The sequence below is a fragment of the Campylobacter concisus genome, from assembly GCF_002913945.1.
In the GTDB taxonomy this organism is placed as follows: Bacteria; Campylobacterota; Campylobacteria; order Campylobacterales; family Campylobacteraceae; genus Campylobacter_A; species Campylobacter_A concisus_P.
The window spans coordinates 38,112-58,738 of sequence record NZ_POZK01000019.1 but is presented as its reverse complement, the minus strand read 5'-3'; the positions used below and the strand labels follow the sequence as shown (position 1 = coordinate 58,738).

The 20,627-nt window shown below is 38.3% G+C and carries 24 protein-coding genes and 1 pseudogene; 12 read left to right on the top strand and 13 right to left on the bottom strand.

What is annotated here, in order from left to right:
* Positions 1-164 precede the first annotated feature (164 nt).
* From ychF to rpiB, 6 genes are read right to left on the bottom strand one after another with little or no spacing between them, the layout of a single operon-like run.
* The gene (gene ychF, locus CYP64_RS04465; RefSeq protein WP_103648835.1) at positions 165-1,268 is read right to left on the bottom strand and encodes a redox-regulated ATPase YchF; all 1,104 of its coding nucleotides are present in this window, start codon (positions 1,266-1,268) and stop codon (positions 165-167) included.
* A complete protein-coding gene (locus tag CYP64_RS04460) occupies positions 1,268-2,719 on the bottom strand; it encodes a leucyl aminopeptidase (protein WP_103648834.1) in 1,452 nt (483 codons plus the stop codon). The genes ychF and CYP64_RS04460 overlap by 1 nt, the downstream gene beginning before the upstream one ends.
* Positions 2,700-3,305, bottom strand: a complete 606-nt coding sequence (locus CYP64_RS04455) for a DedA family protein (RefSeq protein WP_021083652.1) — start codon at positions 3,303-3,305, stop codon at positions 2,700-2,702. The genes CYP64_RS04460 and CYP64_RS04455 overlap by 20 nt, the downstream gene beginning before the upstream one ends.
* Position 3,306: 1 nt before the next feature.
* Entirely contained in the window at positions 3,307-3,855 is a 549-nt protein-coding gene (gene apt, locus CYP64_RS04450) for an adenine phosphoribosyltransferase (RefSeq protein WP_103604695.1), read from the bottom strand.
* A 20-nt stretch (positions 3,856-3,875) separates the two neighbouring features.
* Complete coding sequence (locus CYP64_RS04445) at positions 3,876-4,208, bottom strand: hypothetical protein (RefSeq protein WP_002939538.1); 333 nt, start codon at positions 4,206-4,208, stop codon at positions 3,876-3,878.
* Positions 4,205-4,648 (bottom strand): ribose 5-phosphate isomerase B, encoded by a 444-nt coding sequence (rpiB, locus tag CYP64_RS04440; RefSeq protein WP_103648900.1) that lies wholly within the window; start codon positions 4,646-4,648, stop codon positions 4,205-4,207. The genes CYP64_RS04445 and rpiB overlap by 4 nt, the downstream gene beginning before the upstream one ends.
* 110 nt (positions 4,649-4,758) lie before the next feature.
* Here rpiB and CYP64_RS04435 point away from each other — a divergent pair, with 110 nt between their 5' ends.
* Positions 4,759-6,144 (top strand): DUF4139 domain-containing protein, encoded by a 1,386-nt coding sequence (locus CYP64_RS04435; RefSeq protein WP_103648833.1) that lies wholly within the window; start codon positions 4,759-4,761, stop codon positions 6,142-6,144.
* An 18-nt stretch (positions 6,145-6,162) separates the two neighbouring features.
* On the opposite strand, the gene CYP64_RS04430 is transcribed toward CYP64_RS04435, so the two are convergent.
* Genes CYP64_RS04430 through folD form a run of 3 tightly spaced genes read right to left on the bottom strand, consistent with a single transcriptional unit; the run spans position 6,163 to position 8,574 of the window.
* Positions 6,163-6,819 carry a site-2 protease family protein gene (locus CYP64_RS04430; RefSeq protein ID WP_103648832.1) on the bottom strand — a complete coding sequence of 219 codons (657 nt, stop codon included), beginning with the start codon at positions 6,817-6,819 and terminating at the stop codon, positions 6,163-6,165.
* The gene (gene lepB / locus CYP64_RS04425; RefSeq protein ID WP_103648831.1) at positions 6,806-7,711 is read right to left on the bottom strand and encodes a signal peptidase I; all 906 of its coding nucleotides are present in this window, start codon (positions 7,709-7,711) and stop codon (positions 6,806-6,808) included. Before lepB ends, CYP64_RS04430 begins: the two co-directional genes overlap by 14 nt.
* Before the next feature lie 2 nt (positions 7,712-7,713).
* A complete protein-coding gene (gene folD, locus CYP64_RS04420) occupies positions 7,714-8,574 on the bottom strand; it encodes a bifunctional methylenetetrahydrofolate dehydrogenase/methenyltetrahydrofolate cyclohydrolase FolD (RefSeq protein WP_103648830.1) in 861 nt (286 codons plus the stop codon).
* Positions 8,575-8,657: 83 nt separating this feature from the next.
* Between folD and CYP64_RS09975 the strand changes: the two are divergent.
* The 9 genes and pseudogenes from CYP64_RS09975 to CYP64_RS04375 form a co-directional block, all read left to right on the top strand.
* Positions 8,658-8,993: pseudogene (locus tag CYP64_RS09975) on the top strand (c-type cytochrome); the annotation flags it as partial.
* A gap of 266 nt (positions 8,994-9,259) precedes the next feature.
* Positions 9,260-10,543, top strand: coding sequence for a glutamate-1-semialdehyde 2,1-aminomutase (gene hemL / locus CYP64_RS04410; protein ID WP_103648828.1), 1,284 nt, complete (start codon positions 9,260-9,262; stop codon positions 10,541-10,543).
* On the top strand, positions 10,543-10,821 hold the full coding sequence (locus CYP64_RS04405) for an AtpZ/AtpI family protein (RefSeq protein ID WP_054196341.1): 279 nt from the start codon (positions 10,543-10,545) through the stop codon (positions 10,819-10,821). Before hemL ends, CYP64_RS04405 begins: the two co-directional genes overlap by 1 nt.
* Entirely contained in the window at positions 10,772-11,329 is a 558-nt protein-coding gene (locus tag CYP64_RS04400; RefSeq protein WP_258032937.1) for a hypothetical protein, read from the top strand. The genes CYP64_RS04405 and CYP64_RS04400 overlap by 50 nt, the downstream gene beginning before the upstream one ends.
* Complete coding sequence (locus CYP64_RS04395; protein ID WP_084040818.1) at positions 11,319-12,563, top strand: MFS transporter; 1,245 nt, start codon at positions 11,319-11,321, stop codon at positions 12,561-12,563. Before CYP64_RS04400 ends, CYP64_RS04395 begins: the two co-directional genes overlap by 11 nt.
* 21 nt (positions 12,564-12,584) lie before the next feature.
* Positions 12,585-14,216 (top strand): flagellar hook-length control protein FliK, encoded by a 1,632-nt coding sequence (gene fliK / locus CYP64_RS04390; protein WP_181001685.1) that lies wholly within the window; start codon positions 12,585-12,587, stop codon positions 14,214-14,216.
* Positions 14,216-14,476 carry a FlhB-like flagellar biosynthesis protein gene (locus CYP64_RS04385; protein WP_021090972.1) on the top strand — a complete coding sequence of 87 codons (261 nt, stop codon included), beginning with the start codon at positions 14,216-14,218 and terminating at the stop codon, positions 14,474-14,476. The genes fliK and CYP64_RS04385 overlap by 1 nt, the downstream gene beginning before the upstream one ends.
* 112 nt (positions 14,477-14,588) lie before the next feature.
* Positions 14,589-15,158 carry a CheB methylesterase domain-containing protein gene (locus tag CYP64_RS04380; RefSeq protein ID WP_021090732.1) on the top strand — a complete coding sequence of 190 codons (570 nt, stop codon included), beginning with the start codon at positions 14,589-14,591 and terminating at the stop codon, positions 15,156-15,158.
* Complete coding sequence (locus CYP64_RS04375) at positions 15,145-15,969, top strand: CheR family methyltransferase (RefSeq protein WP_103648825.1); 825 nt, start codon at positions 15,145-15,147, stop codon at positions 15,967-15,969. The genes CYP64_RS04380 and CYP64_RS04375 overlap by 14 nt, the downstream gene beginning before the upstream one ends.
* A gap of 48 nt (positions 15,970-16,017) precedes the next feature.
* Here CYP64_RS04375 and CYP64_RS04370 read toward each other — a convergent pair whose 3' ends face one another.
* Genes CYP64_RS04370 through CYP64_RS04360 form a run of 3 tightly spaced genes read right to left on the bottom strand, consistent with a single transcriptional unit; the run spans position 16,018 to position 18,895 of the window.
* Entirely contained in the window at positions 16,018-17,214 is a 1,197-nt protein-coding gene (locus CYP64_RS04370; protein WP_103648824.1) for an MFS transporter, read from the bottom strand.
* Between the two features lies 1 nt (position 17,215).
* Positions 17,216-18,418 (bottom strand): copper resistance protein NlpE, encoded by a 1,203-nt coding sequence (locus CYP64_RS04365; protein WP_103648823.1) that lies wholly within the window; start codon positions 18,416-18,418, stop codon positions 17,216-17,218.
* Positions 18,419-18,466: 48 nt separating this feature from the next.
* Positions 18,467-18,895: a copper resistance protein NlpE gene (locus CYP64_RS04360; protein WP_084040810.1), complete on the bottom strand. Its 429-nt coding sequence runs from the start codon at positions 18,893-18,895 to the stop codon at positions 18,467-18,469.
* Positions 18,896-18,975: 80 nt separating this feature from the next.
* Between CYP64_RS04360 and CYP64_RS04355 the strand changes: the two genes are divergently transcribed.
* Together CYP64_RS04355 and CYP64_RS04350 are read left to right on the top strand one after the other, a co-directional pair.
* Entirely contained in the window at positions 18,976-19,890 is a 915-nt protein-coding gene (locus CYP64_RS04355; RefSeq protein WP_103641565.1) for an SPFH domain-containing protein, read from the top strand.
* Positions 19,887-20,279, top strand: coding sequence for an NfeD family protein (locus tag CYP64_RS04350; RefSeq protein WP_087576784.1), 393 nt, complete (start codon positions 19,887-19,889; stop codon positions 20,277-20,279). The genes CYP64_RS04355 and CYP64_RS04350 overlap by 4 nt, the downstream gene beginning before the upstream one ends.
* A 21-nt stretch (positions 20,280-20,300) precedes the next feature.
* Here the strand turns inward: CYP64_RS04350 and CYP64_RS04345 are convergent, their stop codons facing one another.
* Positions 20,301-20,513, bottom strand: a complete 213-nt coding sequence (locus CYP64_RS04345; protein WP_103648822.1) for a hypothetical protein — start codon at positions 20,511-20,513, stop codon at positions 20,301-20,303.
* Positions 20,514-20,627 lie beyond the last annotated feature (114 nt).

Genomic DNA, 20,627 nt, shown 5'->3' with positions numbered 1-20,627 from the left:
AGTTTATGTATCAATAAAGATATTAATAAGACGATATAGCTTAGTATATTTTTCAAAAGAATTTTTATCAACTATAATAAGGAAGTTTAAAATCGTCTTACATCCCAAGACTTAAATATTTTTATGTATAAATTTTGACTATTTAGCCCAAAAGAGGGCTAAAATTAAACATTAAACCTAAAGTGCATCACGTCGCCATCTTGTACGACGTAGTCTTTGCCCTCAAGCCTCATCTTACCAGCCTCTTTGGCTCCGTTTTCGCCGCCATGTGCGATATAGTCGTCGTAGCTTATCACTTCAGCTCTGATAAAGCCACGCTCAAAGTCGTTATGGATGACACTTGCTGCTTTTGGTGCTTTCCAGCCCTTTGTGATCGTCCAAGCTCTTACTTCAACGACGCCAGCGGTGAAATAGCTTATCAAATTTAGCTTTGCAAAAGACGTTTTGATGATCTTTTCAAGGCCGCTTTCACTCGTGCCAAGAGAGGCTAAAAACTCGTGAGCCTCCTCATCGCTTAGTCCGATTAGCTCCTCTTCTACTTTAGCGCAAAGCTTGATCACCTCGTGATCTGAGGCTTTTGCGTACTCTTTTAGCGCTTTTACAAATTTATTATCTTCACTAAGCCCTTCTTCATCGACGTTTGCGCCATAAACTACCTCTTTTGCGCTTAGAAGTCTTAGCTCTTTGTTTAGTGCTAAAAATGCCTCGCTATCTCTTTGCTCAAAGCTGCTTGCACTTTTACCTTCATTTAGGTGAGCAAGGAGTAAATTTGCTATCTCAAGCGCCTCTTTAGCACCTTTTGCGTTTGCTTTTGCCTCTCTTGTAAGCTTTTCTATCTTTTTATTTAACTGCTCGATGTCAGCTAGTATCAGCTCAGTTTGGATGATCTCGATGTCTCTTACTGGATCGACGCTGCCCTCGACGTGGGTGATGTTTTCATCCTCAAAGCAGCGAACTATGTGTAAAATAAGCTCGGTTTCTCTGATGTTTGATAAAAATTTATTGCCAAGCCCCTCGCCAGAGCTCGCCCCTTTTACAAGACCTGCAATATCGACAAATTCGATAGTTGAATATTGAATTTTATTAGGACTTACTATCTTTGCAAGCTCATTTAGGCGTTTATCAGGCACTGGCACGATGGCTTTGTTTGGCTCGATAGTGCAAAACGGATAGTTCGCACTCTCGGCATTTTGCGCCTTTGTAAGTGCGTTAAATGTCGTTGATTTACCCACATTTGGTAGGCCTACTATTCCAACTGAAAGTCCCATCAATTCTCCTTGCTAAGTGCTTGTAAAAAGTATAAATTCATCCTAACGCCAGCCCCGCTCGCACCTGCTTGGTTGTATCCCCAAGCCTTTTCGCGGTATGCTGGACCTGCGATATCAAGGTGTAGCCACTTATCTTTATACTCATCTTTGATAAATTTAGCTAGAAACATGCCAGCTGTGATCGCGCCGCCATATCTGCTTGAGGCGCAGTTGCTAACGTCTGCGATCTGGCTTTTGATAAGCTCGCTAAGATAAGGGTTAAAATCAAGCATAGTCGCTAGTTCGCCACTATCTTTTATCTTGTTTTTAAACTCACTTTTTAGGCTCTCGCTGTTGCCCATGATGCCAGTTGTGTACTCGCCAAGCCCCACGACGCAAGCGCCAGTTAGGGTCGCCATGTCGATTAGGATGTCTGGCTTAAAGTCTTGCGCGTAGCTTAGGCAGTCAGCCAGCACCAAACGTCCCTCTGCGTCGGTGTTTCTCACCTCTATACTAACGCCACTTCTTGAAATAAGCACATCATCTGGCTTATAGGCGTTGCCACCGATCATATTTTCAGTCGCACCCAAAATGGCGTGAATTTCAAATGGTAAATTTAGCTCCGCCGCACCCTTTATGATGCCAAGAGCTGCTGCTGCGCCGCTTTTGTCTGACTTCATTGTTAGCATATAATCAGCTGGCTTCAGGCTAAGGCCGCCGCTATCGTATGTTAGGCCTTTGCCGACAAAGATGATGCGTTTTTTAGACTTTTTAGGCTTGTAGGTTAGGTGAATGAGCCTTGGTTTATGCACGCTTGCGCGATTTACCGCCAAAAATGCGTTCATATTCTCTTTTGCTAGAAATTTCTCGTCATAGACCTCGCACTTTATGCTTACGATATTTTTGGCTAAATTTTGCGCATCCTCGGCCATCTTTTGTGGTGTATAAATTTCTGGGATTTCATTTACGATATCTTTTGCGAAATTTGTAGCATTTGCTATTATCTCTGCCTCTTTAAAGCCCTCACTCGCGGCTTTTAGATCGACCTTTTTGCCAGCAAATTCTTCAGTAGAAAAGATGATCTCTTTAAGGGTATATTTCTCTTTTTTCTCTTTGTATTTGTTAAATTCATAACTTCCAAGTAAAAAGCCCTCAGCTAGCGCTTCAAAGCTTAGTTTTTGGCACTGCGCTACGTAAGAAGCTAGCTTTATGCTCTTAATATTTAGTGATTTTAGCGCGTTATAAGCTTTAGCAGCTGCAACTCTAAGCTCGTCAAGATCAAGCTTAGAAAGTGGCACGTAAGCCCTTTTTGCCTCACTTAGGATGAGGACGCTATCGCCTTTGTAATTATTAAATTTAATAGCCTCTTTATCGCCTATAAATTTATGTTTTAAGTCCTTATCTACTACGAAAATTAGTTCAATATCAGCTTTTATATCTTTTAATTTTTTATTAACTATTTGAAACTGCATGTCTTCTGTCTCTCCTTTCGTTCAAAATTTTATTTTCGATGCGCTTAAATGTATATATCAAAAGCCCCATAAATATAGCAACCACTGGGATAGCGACGTACCAGTGCTCTTTTGCTTTTTGAAGTAGCACTAATATATGCTCGCCAAGTATCCAAGCAGGTATGGTGGTGATCGCCGCCCAGCACCAAGCGCTGATTAAATTTATAAAGGCGTATTTTTTAGCATCATAACCAGTAAGTCCTATGCAAAGCGGGATGATGACGCGAAAGCCGTACATATAGCGTTGCAAGAAGATGATCGGCCAGCCGTATTTTTTCAACATTATGTGTGCCACTGCAAATTTTCTCCGCTGCGTGTGAAGCCTTTTTGCGATGTATTTTTTATTGTAACGGCCAAGATAGAAGTAAATTTGATCTCCCACAAAGCCTCCAAGTCCAGCAACAAAGATAGCAAGTGCTATGTGCATGTGCGTGGTGTGAGCGAGAATTCCAGCCATTATTAAGGCCATCTCGCCCTCCATGATACACCAGACAAAAAGTATGATGTAGCCGTACTCTTTAAGCAGTTCTATAAAAAACTCTTCCATTCTAAACCTCTAAAACGCTGTAAATTTTAGTAAGCGACTTTAGCTTTTCGCTACCTTTTAGATCAACTAGATCTATGAGAAAGCACGCCTCTACGCAGGTTGCGTTAGTTTGATTGATAAGCTCAACTGAAGCCTTTGCAGTGCCTCCAGTGGCTATGAGATCGTCCATCAAAAGCACTCTAGCGCCCGCTTTTTCTCCAAAAGCATCGATGTGAATTTGAACTTCATCGACGCCATACTCTAGGCTATATTTTTGAGAAAGCGTGATAAAAGGCAGTTTTTTTGGCTTACGAATAGGCACAAAAGGCAGTCTTAGCCTTGCTGCAAGCGCCGCGCCAAAGATGAAACCGCGAGACTCAATACCAGCGATGTAGTCGATATTTGCACCCTCATATCTCGCCACTAAATGATCTATCAAAAAGTTAAATGCTTCTTTGTTGTTTAGTAGTGTCGTGATGTCGCGAAAGACTATGCCAGGCTTTGGAAAGTCGTTTATGCAGCGAATAGAGTTTAGTAAAAATTCTTTGCCTTTTTGATCTAAAATTTTCATAAATTTCCTTAAATTTGATGTTAAAGTAGCGCTTCGATTTTGCCTTCAAGCTCACGTATGCGTTGTCTTAGCTTGTCATTTTCTAAGCGGTACTGGGAATTTCTTGTGCGAAGCGAGGTCACGTCGTTTTTAGTTTTGTTTAGCTCGTCTGTTAAGATGTCGATGTTACCGAGGCTTCGCTGAAGTTGGATCTGAAATTTTCTTATGACGACCTCGGTGTCTTGGAGGTTATTTTTCATAAAATCTTTTGTCGCACGCTCTTTTTTTAGAAGCGTTTTGAAGTAAAAAACCATAACAGTTAGGTAGATCGCAGCACAAACAAGAGCGGTAAAAACGATCCACTCGCCTATCATTTGGCTTCCTCAAGCTCTATTTTTTTAACTCTTCTTTCGTGTCTGCCGCCTGCAAACTCTGTCTTTAAAAATGTTTCAAGTGCTGCTGTGGCAACGCCAGCACCGATCACTCTTGCGCCAAAAGCGATAACATTTGCATCGTTATGTTCTCTCGCAAGTCTAGCGGTAAATTCGTCGTGACAAAGGGCACACCTTACGTTTTCATGCCTGTTTGCAGCGATTGAGATGCCGATACCTGTGCCACAAATGAGCACGCCGTAGCAGTCAGGCTCAAGCTTGCTCGCTAGCAAATGCGCATAATCAGGGTAATCAACGCTATTTTTGTCATTCGTGCCAAGGTCAATGACTTCATGTCCAAGCTTTTTTATGACTTCTTTTAGCTCTGCCTTTAGCTCTACTCCAGCGTGATCGCAAGCGATAAAAATTTTATCTATTTTCATGAAAAATCCAATAAATTTTTTGCAGATTATAGTGAAAGTTGCATTAAAATAAAATTTTGCTTGCATATGATAAAAGGCTATAATTTGTGAAATTCTTAAAAGGGAAAAATATGAAAAAGACGCTCTTTTTAATGGCTTCAGTGCTAGCCTTTGCAAATGAAAATTTGATAGAGATCTATACAGATCAAACCATAATCACTCAAAAATTTAGCGACGCAAATAGCTCTTTTAGCGCCTTTGTGCCAGAGGGTGTGCAGAGTGAGAGCATCACTATAAATGGTGATTGTGACGTGAATGCTAATCTAAAAAAGATCAGCAAAGAAAATAGTCCAAGTTACATAAAATGGAAGCAGGAAGTTGCAAATTTAAGTAGCAAGCTTGAGGCGCTAAATGCAAGAGGTAGGTTTATAGAGCAAGCTTTGATAGGAGAAAACAAAAGTAACGATGTGACAAAAAGAGCTGATGAGTTTTATAAATTTAGCCTAGAAAATATCGAAAAAATCTCAGCTGCTAAAAGTGAGCTTGAAACGCTTAAAGAAAATGAGCCAAAGAGCGAGATGGCTGGATTTTTGCAGATTGATATGAAATTTGCTTGCAGTCCAAAAGAGGCGATGCTCTCATATATGGATGACGAGGCCCCAAAGACGCTAAATGAAATTTATGCAGACACAAAAAACAAAAATATCTTGATAAAACAAGAAATTTTGCTCACTAATCCTTTTGCAAGTGATGTTAAAAATTTAAAACTCGCCATCTATCCGACTAGATACCAAAAGGCGCTTGCTCCAAGCAAGTTCTACCCTTGGTATGAGGAGAGTGAGGTAGAGGCTGATGGTTACGGCGCTTCAAAAAATATGCTAAGAGCTGCGAAAGTCACTGCTGAGGTCGCTGATATGCGTGTGCAAAGAGATGAGAATGAATTTGCCAAAATTTGGAAGATAGATGGGATAAATTTAGCAAAAGGCGAGAGCAAATATATAACTTATGACACACAAAAAATGGACGCAAATTTTAGCGTTTTTGCTGATTTTTACGGTTCGCTAAAATCATATAATGTGGCTAGCTTTAAGCTAAATGATGATCTAACGCCAGCTAAAACGCAGTTTTACGTTAATGGCGTGAGTGTTGGTAGTCCAAGCGAATTTGAGATAAAAGCTAAAGATGAGCCCTCTCAGCTATTTTTAGGACAAAACGAGCTAATCGAGCTTAAAAAAGAGCGATTAAATAAATTTAAAAAGAGCTCGCTTCTTGGCAAAGAGCGAATAAGCGAAGAGGGCTATGAGATAAGTGTCAAAAATAACTCAAGTAAGAGCGTTGATATCACTTTGGTGGAGCGTGTGCCAGTCTCTGCTGATGAGGCGGTAAAGGTCGAGGTAAAAGGCTTTGATAAAAAAGATATCAGCAAAGATGGCAAGGTGAAGCTTAAATTTAGCCTTGCGCCAAAAGAGGAATTTAAAAAAGAGTACTCTTACAAGATCACAAAGCCAAAAATTTAGAGCAAATTTGCTCTAAATTTAGCCATTTATAAAGGCGCTTGCGATATCTAAAACGTATCTTGTCGGATAAAAGATAGTATCTTTTAAAGGCGAAACAAGGATGATGATAAGGATGACAAAGCCATATCGCGAGATGCCCTCAAGCTTTTCAGCCAGTGCATGAAAGCCAAAATTTCTAAGTGCGTACTGAACTGCGTGAAAGCCATCAAGTGGTGGGATCGGATAGAGGTTAAAGATGGCTAACATCAAATTTAAAAGCGCAAGCGTAAATAAAAACTGAAGTAAAATTTCAAAGGTTTCTATATTTAATAAAGCCTTTAACACAAAAAGCGACAAGATGCCTAAGATGACGTTGTAGCAAATGCCAGCTAGACTTACGTATATAGCTGCCTTGTAGCCGCCATTTCGCACGACTGTGTAGGTATTTACAGGCACTGGCTTTGCCCAGCCAAACATCATACCAGTGCTTAGGTAAAGCACCAGCGGCACGATGATAGTGCCAACTGGGTCAATATGTTTTATAGGGTTTATGCTAAGCCTGCCAAGGCTTTTTGCAGTGTTGTCACCAAATTTATAAGCGACATATCCGTGAGCGATCTCGTGGCCGACGATAGCGACTATTAAAGAGATGACGATAGTGGCGACTTTGATGGGGTCGAAATTAGTGAAGTCCATCTACTTCGCCTTCTTTTAGAGCTTTGTTAGTGAAAAATTCATCATTTTCTATCGTATCTACAAAGCGTCCGATACGCTCCCAGCGCACATTGTAGTTGCTGTCCCAGCTAAAATATATAAACCAAGGCTCTCCGACTATGTCCTTGTAAGCCACGCTTCCCCAAAAACGGCTATCATTTGAGTGATCGCGGTTGTCGCCTATCATGAAGTATTCATCTTTTGGTACTTTGACGTAAAATGCATTAAGGTTAAAATTTGGATTTTGCGGTAGTGAGCTAAATAGTACTGGCTTCATAAAAACACTATCTTTGTTTGTATTTAGCATGAAAATCATCTGCTCAAATAAATTTACATTTTCGTCATAGTGGATGCCGCTAAATCTATATGGCTCTTTTATGAAAAGTTTGCCATCAAGCTCGGCTATATCGCTACATGAGTAGTCAAATTTGCTCTCTTTACCATTTAAATTTTCACGGCAGTTTGCCTTTATGAAGCTATCTCCCTCTTTTGGGCGTAGATATAGGGCTTTTTCAGTAAAGACGATCTCATCTTCGCTTGTGGCAAAGCAGCGTTTTACAAAGTGGGTCTTTTCATCTTTTGGATAACGAAAGACGACTATATCGCCTCTTGCCGGACCATCGCCTGTGATGAGATGCCCATTGTCATTTAGCTCGGGTAAAATTTTTACCTCAAGCCATGGAATTCTTGGTGTTGGTATGCCATAAACAAATTTTTTTGCAAATAAAAAATCACCAACTAAAAGCGTGTTTTTCATCGAACCAGACGGGATAACAAAGGCTTGAGCTATGAAAAATATAACAAAAAGCACGATGATGACAGTGCCTGTCCAGCTCGAGCAAAAGTCATAAAATTTAGTAAAAAATTTTTTCATTATTACGCTCTTTTATGGCTAGCTATCTTAGCTTGGGCTGCAAGGATTGTGTTATTTAAAAGCATCGCAATCGTCATCGGACCTACGCCGCCAGGAACAGGCGTGATGTATGAGCATTTTGGTGCGACCTCGTCAAAGTCCACATCGCCTACAAGTCTGCCATCATCAAGTCTATTTATACCCACATCAACGACCACTGCGCCATCTTTTACCATATCAGCCTTTAAGAAAAAGGGCTTACCAATGGCTGCGACGATGAGGTCAGCGTTTTTGCAAATTTCTTTTAAATTTTTAGTCTTGCTGTGAGTGATCGTAACGGTTGCTGAAGCGTTTAAAAGCAAGTTTGCCATAGGCTTTCCAACGATATTGCTTCTACCTATAACAACCGCGTTTAGCCCAGCCACGTCAATGCCATACTCTTTTAAAATTTCCATAACTCCAAGCGGTGTGCAAGGCACAAATCCATCTAATCCACTAACAAGTTTTCCAACATTTACAGCGTGAAAGCCATCTACGTCTTTTGCTGGATCGATCATTGCCAAAACGGTGTTTGTATCTATATGCTTTGGAAGTGGTAGCTGCACTAAGATGCCGTGGATGCTATCGTCTAAATTTAGCACATTTATAAGTGCTAGAAGCTCTGCTTGGGTTGTATTTTCGCTTAGGCGGTGAGCTACGCTTTTTATGCCGTATTCGTTGCAGGCTTTCTCTTTGGCTCTAACGTATGTTTGAGATGCTTTATCTTCGCCCACTAGGATAACAGCCAATGTAGGCTCTACGCCAAATTTTTTTAGTTCTTCGGCTCTTACTTTTACGCTTTCTTTGACCTTTAAAGATACGGCTTTACCGTCTAAAATTTTCATATTGGATCCTTATTTAAAAGCTTTTTTAATCACAAGGGTGGTATCATACCTAAAATTAAATTAAATTTTTAAAAGAGAGGTTTATGCGGTCTGTTTTTTTGATTTTGCTTTTTTGTATAGCGATTTTTGGTGCTGACTTTATTACAAAGACCGAGTACGCCAAGATGCTCTACCTAAATCCACGTGGCATAGGATGCGACAAATGTCACGGTGCAAAGGGCGAGGGTAGTCTGATATCCAAATACAAGCATTTTGACAAAAAGACAAACAAAACGGTTGATGATGAGCTAAGAGCTCCAAGGATAAATGATATAGATTTTGAGAGCTTTAAAGCCGCTTTAACAAAGCCAAAAGGTGTCATGCCAAGTTATTTTTTGACAGATGAGGAGACAACCATCCTTTATGAGTACATCACAAATAAGATGAAAACTCCTGCAAAGGCGGCAAAAACGCAAAATTTAACCAAGCCAGTTGCTGCTGATACGACGCAAAAACAGCCAGAGCAATCTGCCAAAGCCGCCCCTGCTACAAAACCAGCAGAACCAGCTAAAACTACCACAGCTAAGCCAGCTGAGTCAGCAAAAACCGCTACTACGCAAGCACCAAAGTCGCCAGTAAAACCAGTAACAAATCAAAAAGATAATCAAAAGACAAATTTAAAAACACAAAATCAAAAGGATAAAAAATGACAAATAAAGAGGCATTTAGCGAAGCTAAAAAATATATCCCAGGCGGCGTAAATTCACCTGTTCGTGCATTTGGCAGCGTTGGAGGCGAGCCTGTAATGATCGATCACGCAAAGGGAGCTTATCTATACGATGTCGAGGGTAAAAAATATCTTGACTTTATCCAAAGCTGGGGACCGCTCATATTTGGCCACTGCGACAAAGATATAGAAGAGGCGATCATCTCTGCTGTAAAACAAGGCGTATCTTACGGCGCCCCTTCTCCAAAAGAGACCGCTCTTGCAAAGCTAATATGTGATGAGTTTAAACAAATAGATAAAATTCGCTTCGTTAGCTCTGGCACAGAGGCCACTATGAGCGCGATAAGAGTGGCTAGAGGATATTCTAAAAAAGACGGACTAATAAAATTTGAAGGCTGCTATCACGGACACAGCGACGCACTTCTTATCAAAGCAGGAAGTGGCGCAACGACATACGGCAACGCTTCAAGCAGCGGCGTGCCACAAGATGTTGTGAAAAACACCTATTTAGCAGTTTATAACGATATAGAAAGCGTAAAAGCCATTTTTGAAAATAACAAAGACAAAATAGGTGTCGTCATAATCGAGCCTATCGCTGGAAACATGGGACTTGTGCCAGCTGATAAGAAATTTTTAGAGGAGCTTAGAGTACTTTGCGATAAATTTGGTGCTGTGCTCATTCTTGATGAGGTTATGAGCGGCTTTAGAGCTTCTCGCCTTGGCTCATATCCATTTCACGAGGTGGACGCTGATCTCATCACATTTGGTAAGGTTATAGGCGGAGGCATGAACGTCGCTGCATTTGGTGGCAAGGCCGAGATAATGGACTGCTTAAGCCCAGATGGCGCTGTATATCAAGCAGGCACGCTAAGTGGCAACCCAGTGGCGATGAGCGCTGGTATAGCGGCGATTTCTAAGATAAATAACGACGTAAATTTATACGCCAGACTCGAAAAGCTTGCCCTAAAACTAATGGCTGGCTTTAAAGAGGCTGCAAAGAGTGCTGGTATCACCATCCAAACTGATGTTCGTGGCTCGATGTTTGGCTACTTTTTTACAGATCACGTTGTGAAAAACTACGACGATGCGTTAAAGAGCGACACAAAGCTCTTTGCTAAATTTCACCAAGCGATGCTTAGACGCGGAATTTATCTTGCACCTAGCCAGTTTGAGACCGGATTTATCTGCGATGCAATGATTGAAGCTGACATTGATCTAGCTATAAACGCAGCTAAGGAAGCATTTTTGGAGATAAAAGCCTAATGGCAAAGCTAAAAGTAAAAGATATAGTAGTAGGTGCTGAGCAGCTAAGCCTTGGCATATCGATGGTTGTGGCTGTGGTTATCGGCACTGGACTAGGATATCTTGTAAAAAAGGCTACAAATTTTACACCAGCTCTTTGGATAGGCTTTGCTATTGGCATCGCAGCTGCTATTTTAAATGTCTATAAAGCTTACAAAGCGCAGATAAAAAGCCTAGATGAGCTAAAAGATGAAAGCAGATACAAAGGCTACACAAAAGACGATGATGAGGACGATTAGTAGGCTTTTGATTTGCTATTTTGCGCTTTGGCTAGCTCTTAGCGTGGTTGGCAAATTTATATCAAATCAATTTTTTATAAGCTCGCAAATTTCATTTTTTGCCTCGCTTATCATCTTAACGGCTAGCTTTTTTGCCTATAAAAACCGCATAAATTCTCGGCTAGAAAATGCAAGAGATGAAATTTTAGCCAAGATAGAAGAAGAGGACGAAGAGGATGAAGAAATTTTGCCCCAGAATGAGGCAAAAGAATTTAGCCTAAAAGAAGAAAAAGTAAGGCTAAAAAAGCAGAGATTTTCATTTAAAGATAAAAGTTTCGCAGCAGCCTTTATGCCTTACCGCTTGGTAGCTTATGCGATACTTTTTTTTGGATTTATTTTTTTAAAAAATGAAAATTTGCTAAATGTATCTGGTTTTTTAGTGGGGCTTGCTCCGATGCCAATTGGCGCATTTATTTTTGGGCTTATGGAGAATAAGTTTAATACCACAAAGGATACTGATGGCAAGTAGCTTTAGGATCATCCGCTCGATGGGACCGCTATTTTTGGGCATGAGTTTGCTTTTTATCGGAAATGGCCTAGTCATCGCATCTTGTAGCGCACTTCTTAAGCAAAATGGAGTGGGCGAGCTAGAGATCGGATTAATCAATACAGGCTTTTTTGTAGGCGCGTTAATTAGCACCATTACAGCTCACAGAGTCATCTCAACTACTGGCCACATCAGAGCATTTGCCATCTTTTCAGCCATTTTTGCAGTCTCAGCTATGCTTCATGCGGTAAATCAAAATTTAGTATTCTGGGCGATCTTGCGTGCATTTTTGGGATATTGCTACTACGCGCTTCTGATGGTTATAGAAAGCTGGCTAAATGCAAAAATTCCAAACAAAATAAGATCTCGCGTGATAGCCTTTTATGAAGGCGTTTTTTACACGAGTTTTGGACTTGGCATTTTGATCTTAGCGCTTGATCTTAATACCTTTGAAATTTTCATTATAAGTGCAGCTTTTATCATGCTCTCAAGCATTCCATTAAATTTGATCCGTATAAATCAGCCTCAAATCCCAGAGCGTCAGCCCATAAATATCCCAAAAATTTTTGGTATCGTTCCGCTTGCTCTTGTTGGCGCGCTCATTGCAGGCTTAGCGATAAATGGCTTTTTTTCGATGGCAAGCCTTTTTGTCTTGCTTCAAGGATACGGCACAAAAGAGGCATCTTTTTTTATGACGGTTGCGATGATTGGAGGCTTTTTGGCTCAAGTTTTTATCGGTAGTTTCTCTGATAGATATGGTAGAAGGCCAGCTATTTTGCTTTGTAGTAGCGTGGCTTTAATAAGTGCGGTTTTGTTTTTGCTAAATGGCAAAAATTTGACGATTGAATATCTGCTTTCATTCTTTTTTGGAGCTGGAATTTTTTGCACATATGGACTTTCTCTGGCTAGGGCAAATGATGAGATCACAGACAAGACAAAGAGTGTGCAAGTCGCACGTGCTTTGCTATTTAGCTACTCTTTGGCTTCACTTTTTTCGCCGCTTCTTATGAGCTATGCGATGAAAATTTTTGGAGCATTTGGCTTTATCTATGTTTATTTGGTGCTTTTTGCTGGACTTATTTTATTTGCACTAACGCAAAAGACAATACCACAGCACATGAGAAAAGAGTATAACGACAGGCTCGTTGCAAGGACGGCTGGCATAGCTACTATTGAGCAAAATGGAAATTTTGCCGATAGAAAAAATAAAAAGTAAAAAATGAACGTAGGAAATTCTTTGAATATATCAAACACTTCGGTTCAAACTGGGCAAAATACTACTCAAAATGTGCCAGTTCGTAAAAATGAAGGCTCGCTTTTTAAAAATCAGCCAAGCGTACAAACGCCTAGTGAGCAGAGCATTTCAGAGACACTTGATAATGTTGGAAAACTCGTTGCAAGAGTACTTGATGATCTAAAAAGTGCTTCAAGTCTTAGCAAGGCTGAACAAATTTTATCTCAGGCAAAAGATACGAAAATCGCTCCAAATTTAGCCAGCGAGCTATCAGACCTTGCAAAAAGCTTAGAGGCTGAAGCAACCCAAAATGAAAGCCCTGAGATAAAGAGCCTTGCACTAAAGCTAAAAGAATTTCTAAAACCAATAGCCGATCTAAAAGCCGGCTCACTAAATGATCAGATCAAAAACTCAGGCGTAATGCTTGAAGCAAATTTAAAAGACGCACTTAGCCCAGAGAAGCTTCCAAGCTCGGTTCAGAAGCTACTAAGTGATATAAAAAATCTCTCAAGCGGGAATTTGCTAAATCAAGTTTTAACTCTAAACGATGAAAAATTAGACAATCAAAACTCTTTTTCAAAGCTTGCTTCTATACTTGAGAAAGCGAGCAATGACGCAAAAAACATTCTTGATAACTCAAACATAAAAAAGCTTTTAAAAGATGTTGATAAGCTTGATAGTGTGGTTAAATTTTTGGATAAAAATTTTTCAAAAGATCAAAATGGCGAGCTAGTAAAAAATCAAATAGGCAAAATACAAAATTTCATCTCAAATTTAAGCGAGAAAGTCACAAGCCTGGCAAATGAAAAGCTAAATCAAAATTTTGGTTTTAGTCAAAATCACAAAGAGCTAAAAACTATCCTTGATAGCATAAAAAACGATCTAAAAACGCTAAATAACATAGGTGATGAAGCAGGGCTTGTAAAGGCGTTTAATGAGATGAGCGATGTTTCAAAGGATGGTAGCTTGCAAGATAAGCTCCAAAGTGCGGCGAGGCGTCTTGCTCATAGCCTAAGTCTTGCTGATGCTAAGGCAAGTTTGGCTAAAAATGAGCTAAGTGAGAGCAAGGCGCTTTTAAAACAACTAAATCTCGCTACAAACGATATAAATAATATTACAACTAAAAATAGCAACGAAATTTCAAAAGTGCTAAGCCAAGATATAAAAAGTACGCTTTTAAATATCAGTGAAAAGAGTCAAAACCCGCAAAGCGTAAATGCCGCAAATAAGATGATTTCGCAGATCGAGATGCATCAAATGATATCAAGCCTTCAAGGCGGGATTCAAACTTATATGCCTTATATTTGGGACGGCGTTGAGGGTGGAAATATCGCATTTAAGCAAGGCAAAAAGGATAAATTTTACGCTCAGATCGATCTAAATTTTAAGAAATTTGGACAGATAAATGTGATGGTTGGACTTATTGATAAAAGATACATTGATCTTTCGGTAGCTACGCAAACAAATGAGTTTAAGGAGCTAATCCTTTCAAACTCTAGTGAATTAAAACAAGCAATATCAAAGCTTGGACTCATAGTTTCAAACTTTAATATCAAAACTTTGTCAAAAGTAAAGCTAAATGATAGATTTAAAAAATTTGGTGGCCTTGATGTGGGCTTTGATAAGAAAATTTAATGCAAGTAAATAAGAAAAAAGCAGTAGCTCTTGGCTACAACAGATCTAAAGATAATGCTCCAAGAGTGCTGGCTAGTGGCGCTGGTGAGATAGCAAATAGAATAATTGATCTTGCAAAAGAACATGATATACCGATCAAAGAGGATCCTGATCTTATTGAAATTTTAAGCAAGGTTGAAGTTGATCAAGAAATTCCACCAAATTTATATAAAGCTGTTGCTGAAATTTTTAGCTTTTTATATAAGATCACAAAGAAATGATCTATAAATTTGCTTAAAAATTAGCAAGGCATATAAAGAGTGGTAGGGATATTGACGATATACAAAAAAGTGGCGTAAGCTAAATATTAAATTAAAATTTTAAAGGCTATTTGTGGCACAAAAATTAATATTAATAGGGGCATCTACTGGCGGGCCTGGACATTTAAAAAAGTTACTAAAAAACGTAAAACTAAATGGAGCCATCATCGTGATAGCCCAGCACATGAATAAAATGTTTATAAACTCTTTTGCTATGCAAATCGGAAAAGAGTGTGGCTTGGATGTTGAAATTTTAAATGAGAGGAAAATTTTAAAAGAAAATACCGTATATGTCTGCGAACAAAATGTGGTGGTGTCGCCAAATTTACCAATCAGTGCAAAGCCAAATACAGAAGAAAAGACCATATATACGCCAAATGTTGATGTGTTGTTTAAATCTGGAGTTGGAATTTGCAAGAGCGCAAATGTCTTAGCTATCTTGCTAACTGGCATCGGAGATGATGGTGCATCTGGGCTTGATAAGCTTTATAAGGCTGGAGCAAAATGTATAGCTGAAAATGAAGAGAGCGCGATAGTTTATGGTATGCCAAAACGTGCAAAAGAGCTAAATCAAAGCTTAAAATCATTAAATCTAACTATGATAAAAAAAGAGCTGGAGGATTTTTTAAATGCTATTAACTAATGAAGCGAAAGATACAAAAACAATGCAAACAAATACTTCACAAGATATGGATAGTTTTAATGAATTTATGAACGTTATCAAAACTCTTTGCGGAGTTGATCTGGAGCCAAAAAGAGATATTACGTTGCAGCGAATTACCATTTTTATTAGAGATCGCCAAATAAAAAGCTTTAAAGATCTTGTTTCGATGATAAGATATAACTCAAGCTTACGACAAGACATTTTAAATTTAGTAACTGTAAATGAGACTTATTTTTATAGAGAGTTGCCTCAACTTAAAGATGTGATATATTACGCAAAGGAGCTTGGAGGAGCTAGAATTTTGTGTGCTCCTTGCTCTACTGGAGATGAGTCATATTCGCTTGCAATGCTTGCTTATGAGATGGGATTTAAACAGCATGAAATTTCAATCGTAGGTATAGATATAAACTCAGAAGCCATAGCAAGCTGTCAAAATGGTATTTTTAGTGAGAGGAGCTTGCACAGATTAAGCGATTTTCAAAAAGAGAGATTTTTTACAAAAGTCGATGATAAATTTAAGATAAAAAAAGAAATTTTACCAAGATGTGAGTTTAAAATTTTAAATGTTTTTGATGATGCTATTTTTAATCTAGGAAAATTTGATATCGTGCTTTCAAGAAATATGATGATCTATTTTGATGATGATTTTAGATTAAAATGTGTTGAGAGACTTCATAAATTGCTTAAGCCAGATGGTAGGCTTTATGCTGGGCACGCCGATCTTGTGCCTTACACTCCAGCTTATGAAAAACGCTTTTCAAATGGAACTACCTACTATCTAAAAAAATAAAAATTTGCCAAGTCGCCTTTTAACTTGGGCGACTTAATTTAAAATCAATCACCTTATTTTGTAGCTTTTTAATACTATGTGATAGTAAAAAGCTCCTACAAAAAAGAGGCTTCCCATAAAACTTGCAATCATCTCAACGCTAAGTCCAATATCATAAAGCAGACCAATGATAAATGAAATAAGAGCGCTAAAGCCAAGAAAAATCATATCGTTATATGCAATCACTCGGCCATAAAATTCTTTTTTGCAGTTTTGCTGAAGCATCGTATAGGTGTAGCTCCAAAGGCTTGATGTACAAAATCCAGCAAAGATAATGCCAATAAGCGATAGATAAAAATTCCAGAGCGATAAAGCCCAAATAATGATACCAAGGCCTTGACCGATATATACGAAAATAAGCGTATTTTTATTTATAAATTTACTAAGTATGGCTGGAGCAAACATAAGTGAAATGGATCTTGAAGTATTTAATAGTCCTATAACTAGTGATGTTGAGAGTAAATTTGCATATTTGTAATCAGCCAAAAGTGCTATAAGCGCGTCATAAGCAGTAATGCCAACAAAGGCGTGCAAAAATATAAGGTGCACGATGAGCCTATTTTCTTTTAAATACACAAGGCCATTTTTTAGCATTTTTAGTGGTTTTTCTATAAATTCCGGCTTTAGGCCTTGTAAATTTAAAAAATATAAAAATCCAAAGCTAAGAATGTATAGTATGCCATCAAGTAAAAAGGCGCTTTTAATACCAAAAAAGTGTATATAAACTCCAGCCAGCCCCATGCCAGCAGTGTATGAGACTGCCCAGATTATGGAGTGGATCTCGTTTGCGAGTTTGAGATTTTCTTTGCTTAAAATTTTTGGCAGCACGCTCATCTCTACTTGAAAATACATTCCGCCAGTGCCATTTCTAACAAAAATGATAAGTAAAAGTAGCCATAAAAAATCAAGTGAGTCTATAAAAAGAAGCATAAAAACGCTTATCGTCTCAACTGCCATCATGATGACAAGCATTGGCTTTGGGCTAAATTTATCAACTAAAATTCCACTAAAAGGAGCTATGACAACACCTGGGATAAATGCCATCGCCGCACTTAGCGTGATCGCCCAAACAGGAGCATCAAGCTTGATAAGAAGGGTAAAGATACCTGTGTGCGAAAACCATACGCCAAAATAGCATATAAGCTGAATGATGCTTAAGAGGCGAAAATTTTTCTCTTCTTTTAAAAGTTTAAGATATTCTTTCAACTTATTGATTCCACATTAGCGTTATTTGCTCTATCTTTGTTTCATCTGGTATATCGTTTAGGCTTGTTATCTCTTTGGCAAGTGTATTTTTTAGTGTGATTAGCATATCGTGGCTATCTATTTTTAGATAGATATTGTTTTTGTCACTACTAAATTTAGAAATAGCAAGAGAGTTTTTTATATCTTTGAAATTTGATTTAAGACTGATATTTTCTGGAGTTTTAAACTCGTTTGAGTAAATTTCAATGCTTGTGATAATGCCATTTAGCAAGGTGTATTCAAAAATTCTTTCATTTTTGTTTGTTATTATGTAGCTGCTTTCTTTTTTTGTGTTATCCCGTTTTATGTTTTTTGAGCCGTAAATTTTTATCACATCTCTATTTGCTGATTCGTTTGTCAGCTCTGCAAAAAAGCCTTTGCCAAAGAGATTTTTTTGATCTTTATCTTTTTTATATCGTCCGCTTATGTGAGCATTTTTGCAAATTTTATCGTTTGCTACTAGAAAAATTGCATTATTTATCCTATGTATACTTAGAGCAATGCCTTTTTCATCTAAAAGGTAAAAAATTCCTTTGTTATAAAGTAGCTCGGAGCTAAACTCGCAAAGTGGCGAGCCATTTTTTAATGATGAATAAAAACTTATTTTTGCACCATTTTTGCTTGGTACGATTACAATGTCTAAAAAGTTATCTTTGTTTTTAAATTTATAAAATTTAGCAAAAAAACTATCTTTGTAAGCTTTATTTACCGGTTCAAAATTATAAATTTGAGCTAGCACGCCAACTCGCTTATTTTTCTTATCATCAAGCTGAAGAAGTGAGTTTTTATTTGGCGCAAAGTAGCTAAGATTGCCATTTTCGTCTTTTAAAATGATAGCACTATCATCAACATCAAATATGCCATTTTTTTCAACCAAGCTTACTTCTTTATCCATAGTAAGCATTGTTTTTGTGTAAGTTTTGTCTTTATTTAGCGTGATGATAGTTTTTATGCCTTCGCAGTTTGGGCAAGGCAAAATAGTGTGAAAACTACTATAAATTGAGTTTGGAAGTATTAGCTTTTCTGGCTTTTTGGGTGTATTTGCCTGAACTAGCGGTTTGTCTTCTTTTGCTGTATTTTGTGTGCTTTGTTTTGGCTCTAAATTTTCATTTTTTGCGCAGCCAAGGATGAAAAATGAGATAAGTATGGCAAAAAGATATTTCATTTGCAACTCCTTAAAAATTGCAAAATTATATCATTTTGCCTTTAAAATTTATTTTACGCGTTTAAAGATGTATTTATCTTTTAACTCGCCAGTGACCTCTTTTTGATCCATGTCTAGCATTTTTAGGTTCTCGCCTTCTATTTTATAAAAGCTCTTTTCTTTATACTCATCAATCGTTGTTATCACACCATTTTTGATTGAGTATTTGCCTTTGCTAACGGCTTTGTAGTTGTCTTTTGATTTGTAGTTCATCACACTTTCAAATGTGCCGTCCTTTTTTAGTATAAGGGTTGAGTCTATACCCATGCAGCTAGCGCAAGGTAAAAATGCTTTATAAGTGCCCTCGATGCTGCTAATTGGAGCTTCGCAGCTACTTTTTACTTCACATTTGCCTTGTGGGACGTTTGCGTTTTGGCTAGATGAGGCACAACCTGCCAAAAGTAGAGCCGCACTTAGTGCAAATATAAAATTTTTCATGCTAATCCTTTTTGAAAATAAAATTTAAAATGTATTATAATACTTAAGAAAATAACAAATTATAAATTAAAGGAGTAAAAATGCAAATCGAAGCATTTGGTGTTTTAGTCGTAGTTCTGGTTATCTTTGCGTTCTTGTTTTTAAAGGCTGGTATCAAGATCGTCTCACAAGCTGATAATCTACTCATTGAGCGACTTGGTAAATTTCACAAAGTGCTTGACGGCGGATTTCACATAATTATCCCATTTGTCGATCAAATAAGAGCGATAATCACCGTAAAAGAGCAGCTTGTAGATATTACAAAACAGCAAGTCATCACAAAAGATAACGTTAATATAAGCGTCGATGGTATCGTTTTTTTAAAGGTCTTTGACGCAAAAATGGCGGTTTATAACGTAGATAACTACAAGCGTGCCATTGCAAATTTAGCCATGACAACGCTTCGTGGCGAGATAGGTGCAATGAATCTTGACGATACGCTAAGCTCTCGCGACCGCCTAAATGCCGCACTTCAAGTGGCTCTTGGCGACGCCGCTGGCAACTGGGGTGTAAAGATAATGCGTGTAGAAATTTCTGAAATTTCTGTCCCACTTGGCATCGAAGAGGCGATGAATATGCAGATGAAAGCTGAGCGTGAAAAACGTGCGATCGAGCTAAAAGCCTTGGCTGAAAAAGAGGCTTTAATCCGCAATGCCGAAGCACTAAAACAAGAAAAAGTACTTCAAGCAGAGGCTATAGAGCGTATGGCTGATGCGAAAAAATACGAACAAATCGCCATAGCAACGGCTCAAAAAGAGGCTATGGATATGATAAATGATAGTATGAGCAAAAACGCAAATGCGGCTGAATTTTTGCTCGCGCGCGATAGAGTCGGGGCATTTAGCGAGCTAGCTAAAAATAACTCAAAAGATAAAATTTTAGTCCCTTATGAGGCGACTGAGCTTATTGGCTCACTTAGCGTTTTGAAAAATTTCCTAGCTAAGGATAAGGCGTGATCAGCCCTTTTATAATGATAGCAATCGGTGTGGTTTTGTGCATCACCGAGTTTATCTTTTTCTCGTTTTATTTGCTATTTTTTGGCATAGCTTTTATCGTAGTTGGAGCTATAAATTTTGGTTTTAGTTTTGCTTGGAGCTATCAAATTTTAATTACAGCAGCGATTGCGATCGTGCTCCTTGTGCTTTTAAAAGCGCCGTTAAAGAGTAAATTTATGTCCAGAAAAGAGAGTTTTAACGAGGAATTTTTAGACGAAGCCGGAGTTGGCGAGATCAGAGAAAATATGGTCTATTTCAAAGGCACACTTTGGAAGTATGACGGAAATTTAGCTAACGGAGAGAAAGTGACGGTTCTTGGCACCAGAGGTGACAAGGTGATATTAAAATAAAAGTGCCATTTGGCACTTTTACTATTTTGCGTGAGCTGGGCAGCCTTGCATATCGCTGTGCATTGAGCCTTGCATCATGCAGCCTTGATGGTGGCAACCTTGTTTTTGCATATCGCTTTTTATCTCTTTGTGATGAGAACAACCGCAACCTTCATGGCTTGCTGGTTTTGGCTCATTTTTAGCACAACCAACTAAAAATAGCCCGCAAATAACGGCAAATACTATCTTTTTCATAACTTGCTCCTTTAAAGAATTTCTCACATTTTAGCCTTTAAAAATTAATTTTTCATAACGCCTGATTTATCATATTTAAAAGCATTTTTAGCTAAACTTTCGCCCAAAAATAAG

Excerpts from the sequence above, each read along its gene's own strand:
- CYP64_RS04395 (WP_084040818.1), top strand. The coding sequence starts at position 11,319 with ATGGCAAGTAGCTTTAGGATCATCCGCTCGATGGGACCGCTATTTTTG.
- CYP64_RS04360 (WP_084040810.1), bottom strand. The coding sequence starts at position 18,895 with ATGAAAAATTTTATATTTGCACTAAGTGCGGCTCTACTTTTGGCAGGT.
- CYP64_RS04455 (WP_021083652.1), bottom strand. The coding sequence starts at position 3,305 with ATGGAAGAGTTTTTTATAGAACTGCTTAAAGAGTACGGCTACATCATA.
- CYP64_RS04405 (WP_054196341.1), top strand. The coding sequence starts at position 10,543 with ATGGCAAAGCTAAAAGTAAAAGATATAGTAGTAGGTGCTGAGCAGCTA.
- CYP64_RS04460 (WP_103648834.1), bottom strand. The coding sequence starts at position 2,719 with ATGCAGTTTCAAATAGTTAATAAAAAATTAAAAGATATAAAAGCTGAT.
- lepB (WP_103648831.1), bottom strand. The coding sequence starts at position 7,711 with ATGAAAAAATTTTTTACTAAATTTTATGACTTTTGCTCGAGCTGGACA.
- CYP64_RS04365 (WP_103648823.1), bottom strand. The coding sequence starts at position 18,418 with ATGAAATATCTTTTTGCCATACTTATCTCATTTTTCATCCTTGGCTGC.
- CYP64_RS04430 (WP_103648832.1), bottom strand. The coding sequence starts at position 6,819 with ATGGACTTCACTAATTTCGACCCCATCAAAGTCGCCACTATCGTCATC.
- CYP64_RS04445 (WP_002939538.1), bottom strand. The coding sequence starts at position 4,208 with ATGATAGGCGAGTGGATCGTTTTTACCGCTCTTGTTTGTGCTGCGATC.
- rpiB (WP_103648900.1), bottom strand. The coding sequence starts at position 4,648 with ATGAAAATAGATAAAATTTTTATCGCTTGCGATCACGCTGGAGTAGAG.
- CYP64_RS04355 (WP_103641565.1), top strand. The coding sequence starts at position 18,976 with ATGCAAATCGAAGCATTTGGTGTTTTAGTCGTAGTTCTGGTTATCTTT.
- CYP64_RS04435 (WP_103648833.1), top strand. The coding sequence starts at position 4,759 with ATGAAAAAGACGCTCTTTTTAATGGCTTCAGTGCTAGCCTTTGCAAAT.
- ychF (WP_103648835.1), bottom strand. The coding sequence starts at position 1,268 with ATGGGACTTTCAGTTGGAATAGTAGGCCTACCAAATGTGGGTAAATCA.
- CYP64_RS04345 (WP_103648822.1), bottom strand. The coding sequence starts at position 20,513 with ATGAAAAAGATAGTATTTGCCGTTATTTGCGGGCTATTTTTAGTTGGT.
- hemL (WP_103648828.1), top strand. The coding sequence starts at position 9,260 with ATGACAAATAAAGAGGCATTTAGCGAAGCTAAAAAATATATCCCAGGC.
- CYP64_RS04385 (WP_021090972.1), top strand. The coding sequence starts at position 14,216 with ATGCAAGTAAATAAGAAAAAAGCAGTAGCTCTTGGCTACAACAGATCT.
- CYP64_RS04400 (WP_258032937.1), top strand. The coding sequence starts at position 10,772 with ATGAAAGCAGATACAAAGGCTACACAAAAGACGATGATGAGGACGATT.
- CYP64_RS04375 (WP_103648825.1), top strand. The coding sequence starts at position 15,145 with ATGCTATTAACTAATGAAGCGAAAGATACAAAAACAATGCAAACAAAT.
- apt (WP_103604695.1), bottom strand. The coding sequence starts at position 3,855 with ATGAAAATTTTAGATCAAAAAGGCAAAGAATTTTTACTAAACTCTATT.
- folD (WP_103648830.1), bottom strand. The coding sequence starts at position 8,574 with ATGAAAATTTTAGACGGTAAAGCCGTATCTTTAAAGGTCAAAGAAAGC.